Annotated in this window: 4 protein-coding genes; all 4 read right to left on the minus strand. The window is 52.7% G+C overall.

Annotated elements, in window-relative coordinates:
* Nucleotides 1–128 precede the first annotated feature (128 nt).
* On the minus strand, nt 129–875 hold the full coding sequence (locus BN3772_RS23230) for an ABC transporter permease (RefSeq protein WP_042202601.1): 747 nt from the start codon (nt 873–875) through the stop codon (nt 129–131).
* Entirely contained in the window at nt 875–1657 is a 783-nt protein-coding gene (locus BN3772_RS23235) for an ABC transporter ATP-binding protein (protein ID WP_042202602.1), read from the minus strand. The genes BN3772_RS23230 and BN3772_RS23235 overlap by 1 nt, the downstream gene beginning before the upstream one ends.
* The gene (locus tag BN3772_RS23240) at nt 1638–2639 is read right to left on the minus strand and encodes an ABC transporter substrate-binding protein (RefSeq protein ID WP_042202603.1); all 1002 of its coding nucleotides are present in this window, start codon (nt 2637–2639) and stop codon (nt 1638–1640) included. The genes BN3772_RS23235 and BN3772_RS23240 overlap by 20 nt, the downstream gene beginning before the upstream one ends.
* A 234-nt stretch (nt 2640–2873) precedes the next feature.
* Nucleotides 2874–4526: a cellulase family glycosylhydrolase gene (locus tag BN3772_RS23245; protein WP_042202605.1), complete on the minus strand. Its 1653-nt coding sequence runs from the start codon at nt 4524–4526 to the stop codon at nt 2874–2876.
* Nucleotides 4527–5153: the final 627 nt, after the last annotated feature.

A 5153-nucleotide genomic window follows, 5' to 3' on the forward strand; every position in this document is an offset into this window, starting at 1 on the left:
CCTTTCCTTTCGCTCATCCCGCCACTCTACGCGGAATCAGTAGGATTTCCCCCTTGCCTTTCGCACATCCCGCCACCCAACACAAAAAGACGGCCCTCGCCGGGCCGCCTCAACTAACCTATTTACTTTTACCGCCGCCACTTCATGAACCAGTAATCCAGCAGGTCCACCAGCAGGAACAGCACAAAGCCCACTAAGCTGAACAGCATGATGCCGGCGTACATCTCCGGATAATCAAGCCGCAGCCAGGCATCCATAATGAAGAAGCCCATGCCGTGCTCCGTGCCGTAGATTTCGGTGAAAAACAGCACGGAAATGGCGGTGCCGAGCGATACCCGGATCGTACTGAGGATGACCGACAGCGCACCGGGCAGCGTGACATTCCAGAATTTCTGCATGGAGCTTGCTCCGATGCTGGTCAGCACATCATATGTAGTCTCGGGAATTGCCTTGATCCCGTCACGCACAGAGATGATGATCTGGAACAGCAGAATCAGCATAATCATCAGCACTTTCGACGTTTCCCCAAGCCCGAAGAACAGCATCACCACCGGCAGCAGGGCGATCTTCGGAATCGGATAGGTCAGATAGACGACCGGATCGAGCAGTTTGTTCCAGAGCGGCGAGCGCCCCATTAACAATCCAATCATCAGGCCGATCAGAAGCGCCAGCAGCACGCCTTCAAAAATCCGCAGCAGGCTGTATCCGACATTCAGCAATACCTCATGACCTTCCAGCTGAAACATTGCCTTATAAACGGAGCCGGGAGACGGCAGAATCGGATGGTTCATCAGCAGGTAGACGACATACCAGACCAGATTCATGCCTGCAAAAACAAACAACAGCCGCAGCACGTGGTTAATCCGCTTGTTCATCACCATTTTTCCTGCATTACCTTTCTAATCACTTTCGTCTGCTCAAAAAACTCATTGCTGTCCCGTTTCGCCTCATGCTTCATCCCGAACACCGCGGTATTATCAAGCACCTCAAGCTCTGTCCGTTTACCCGTACCTGCCGGCAGAATGATAATCTTCTGTCCCAGCAGGATCGCCTCGTCCACATCGTGGGTGACAAACAGCGCTGTTGCCGGATGTGCCAGCCAGTTATCCAGAAAAATCTGCTGCAGCGCCTCGCGCGTTACGGCATCCAGCGCGGAGAACGGCTCATCCAGCAGCATGATTTTTGGTAAAATCGCAAAGGCCCGCGCGATCGCCACCCGCTGCTGCTGCCCGCCGCTCAGCGAGAGCGGATAGCGGTCCGCCAGAGCGGCAATTCCCATCGCCCCAAGCCATCTTGTGATCCGGGCATCCCGTTCACTCTTGTCCGCAGCTGCGGTACCGGTAATTTTCATGGCGATCCGGATATTGTCCCGGACCGTCTTCCACGGCAGCAGGCCGTAGTTCTGCGGCACAAGCCCGACCAGCGTCTCTTTGTCATGCACAGATCTGCCGTTGTACAGCAGCTCACCGCGATAACCCGGCAGCAGGCCGGCAACCGCCCGCAGCAGCGTAGATTTGCCGCTGCCGGAAGGCCCGATTATGGTATAAATACCATGCTCGGGCAGCGTCAAATTAACCTCTCCCAGCGCTACCTGGCCGCCCTTATACTCAACCTGCAGGTCCCGGATGCAGAGTCCGCTATTTGCCAAACTGGACATCGGAGATCACATCTTCAGGCGCAATGTCCTTGGTGAGCAGCCCGGTTTCCCGTGCCCAGGCAAAAGCCGCCTCTACTTCCTTCACGTCCACTTGAACAGCCGGCTCATAAGCAGGCACTGTAATCTGATCCTTTAATGTCTCCGGGTAGCCCACTTCCTTGATAATAAGATCGATATATTCCGATTGGTCATGAGATTTCATATAATCCACAGCAGCATCATAAGCGGCATACATGTCGCGGATGGCCTGCGGCTTGGCATCAATTACAGTCTGCGGAAAAGCGAACACGAACGGGTTCACGCCGGCAGTGTGGGTAGAGCTCAGCACGCGCAGCCCGGAGGTTTGCCCCATAGTCACAAACGGCTCAGGCAGCACAGCCGCATCCGCCTTCTGGTTCTTCAGCAGTTCAAGCCGGGTCGGGATCTGCGGTACTTCGCTCACCGTAACATCAGCTTCTGTCAGTCCCGCCTGCTTCAGCATCATCGCTACTGTATATTGAGTCGAGGTATTTTTGGACAAAATCACGGTTTTACCCTTCAGGTCCTTCACATCCTGAATGTCATCATTGCCGGTCAGCAGGTCGAATTCACCGGTTGTGGTGCTGGTAATCTTCACATCGAGTCCTGCTTCATTGTAGATCGAGATTGCTACCAGATCGGCGCTGATGCCGTCCACCTTGCCGGCCTGGAACGCTACATCGCGGTCCTTGGCGCTTTTGAAGGTCTGGATATCCAGGTTAACGTTATGCTCTTTATCAAAGCCCTGCTCATGCGCAATAATGAAGGGAATAGCATCAATCGAAGGCAGCAGACCCAGTGTCACGGTTACCGCTTCCGCTCCTGCAGCTCCGTCCGGATTAGCCGAGTTCCCGGCATTGCTGCCGCTTGCTGTATTGTTATTGCCGCAGCCCGCCGCAACCATCCCCACTGCAGCGGTTAGCGTAAACAGCATCATAAGTTGTTTCCAGTTCTTTCTTTTCATCAATCTTCCTGCCTCCAAATCTCTCTATTATATTTGCTTGCGCATATTTTCACATAAGGGCATAGAATAGCCTCTATACTTCCCCCATAAGCGTAAGTACTGCAATTTTACACCCATTGTCTCATTTTGTATATTTATAAATTTAAATACTATCCATGTAAACCACCTGTGCAGCAGCCGAAAAAGCCTCCGCTTACCCGGCAAAGGTAAGGAAGGCTTCTTCTTAATGCTACGCTAGATCGCTTCACCACTAACGACAGTTCCGCTCTTCGTAAGCTTGTAGCTGACAATTTTACCGCTCCAGAAATGGAATTTCAGAATCACTTCACCGTCATTGACTTCCTTGAAGAAATTCTCCGTCAGCCTAATCTCTCCGGTACTGTAGGAAGGGCTGAATGTATAAGCAAACTCCTTGTACGGCGTCCAGTTCTGCGGCCCGGCGTTGCCGCCCGCAGCGTACACGGCTTCCATTGTAGCCAGGCTGTCACCGTTAAACGCAGCCGGGATGGTGAAGGAGGCTGTCGTTCCAGCGGCATTGCTCAGTTTAGGCTGGGCATAGACAGTCAGCTTAAAGGTCCAGGCGGCGCCTTTGTTGAATTTTGCTGTCAGGGTAGCATTCACGCCCAGCTTGCCTGACTTGGTAAGGCTCTTAAGCTTCGCCGCCTTAATCGTCAGCTTATTGCCGTTTAGCGTATAGTCACTGCCTTGCTTAAGCTTGCTGCCTGCTACGCTCAGCGACTTCAGCTTGTTGCCGTTCAGGTTAAGCAGGACGGTTGTATCCTTGACCGCAGCATCCTTTTCCAGATAGATGAGATCACTCTCAGCAGTAGCAGAGCGCGTAGTCCAGCTGGTCTTAATCATCGTAAACAGCTGGGGATCAGACCACTTGTAGGTCGTGCGGCCGAAATGCTGCCCGTTATCCCAGAGCATGGACGTAATCCGCTTTTCTTTCAGATAATAGCCGAGGAATTCAAAAAACTTCAGCTTCTCCCCCTGCTCAATAGCAGCTGTACTCTGATCAAAGCCAAGCAGTCCATATTCGCCGAGAATAACCGGAATGCCTTTGGCGGTAAAGGTAGCGTGTACCTTGTCAAAGGTCTGGATGATGTCATTTTGCGTATCGGCATCGAATTTGGTGTAGCCCGCAATATTGACGCTGAACGGCCAGAAGCCGTAGTAATGCACAGTAGCAATCAGATTAGGGTCCTTCAGCCCGGTAATCGTCTGGTACAGCACATCCATCCGCTCCTGGGTCGGAGAGGATTCCAGCGATGGCAGGACCAGCGGGCGGGCTGCATTTTTGCCGCCTGAGCTTCGGACGATGCTGTGGAAGGACTTGTTCAGCTCGTTCAGCATGGCGGTAGCCTTAGCTTCATCTGTTGTGCCGCCGTCGGTGAAGCGCGGCTCGTTAATACTCTCAAACATCAGCTTGTTCGGATAGTTCTTGAAGGCGGCAGCCACCTGCTTCCAGACGGCATTATAGCGGGCCAGCACCTCGTCATGCTTCTGCTCCATCCCGCTGACCCACATCCAGGAATCATGGTGGACATTGATCATGACATACAGCTTCTCGGCGAGCGCCCAGTCCACCACCTGCCGGACTCTGGCGAGATAAGCAGCCTCAATTGTATAGCTCGGAGCCGCTCCGATGTGTACGTCCCAGGTTACGGGAATACGGATACTCCGGTACCCTTGGTCAGCGATTTTCTTGATCAGCTCTTTGGTAACCTTGGGGTTGCCCCAGGAGGTTTCGTCGGCTCCCGTAGCATCAAGTGTATTGCCGAGGTTCCAGCCCGGCTGCATGGCATCCACGTAGGTCTGCATTGCGGTCGGCTTAGGCTTCTTCGCTGCGGATGCCGCCGCGGAAATGTTAGGTGTTACTAGCATTAGCAGCAGCAGTGTAGACAGCGTGAGTAATAAGAGCTTGGGTAAACCGCGTTGTGAGCGCCTGGACGATGTGTATGGCGAAAATGCAGGCAATGCTTGTGGCAGCAATGATTTATTCTTAGGCATGAATACGTTATTCCTCCTTATGAATGAATGATCATTGTCTTGAGATCCCCCCGGAGCCTGGTACACCTGTCACCTCCACTATTTATGTAAACACTCCAATGCAAACGTTTGTTGTAACCGCTTACCCAAAAGAATATAGCATCTTTCCCCTGCGTTAAATATCCCAATGATTAGTGGAAAAATCCCGGAAGAATTATTGATTGGCTCGTTGGACGCGCTCAGCTCGGGCTGGATGCGAGCAGGGCCCCGGCAGCACTTAGGTGGATTTTAGTGCGACCAGAGCTCCAGCGGCACTTACGTGGATTTTAGTACACTAATTCCCTGCGACCAGAGCTCCAGCGGCACTTAGGTGGATTTTAGTACACTAATTCCCTGCGACCAGAGCTCCAGCAGCACTTAGGTGGATTTTAGTACACTAATTCCCTGCGAACAGAGCTACAGCGGCACTTAGGTGGATTTTAGCACACTAATTCCTTGCGAACAGAGCTCCAGCGGCACTTA

The organism is Paenibacillus camerounensis (assembly GCF_000723885.1).
Lineage (GTDB): Bacteria > Bacillota > Bacilli > Paenibacillales > Paenibacillaceae > Paenibacillus_AQ > Paenibacillus_AQ camerounensis.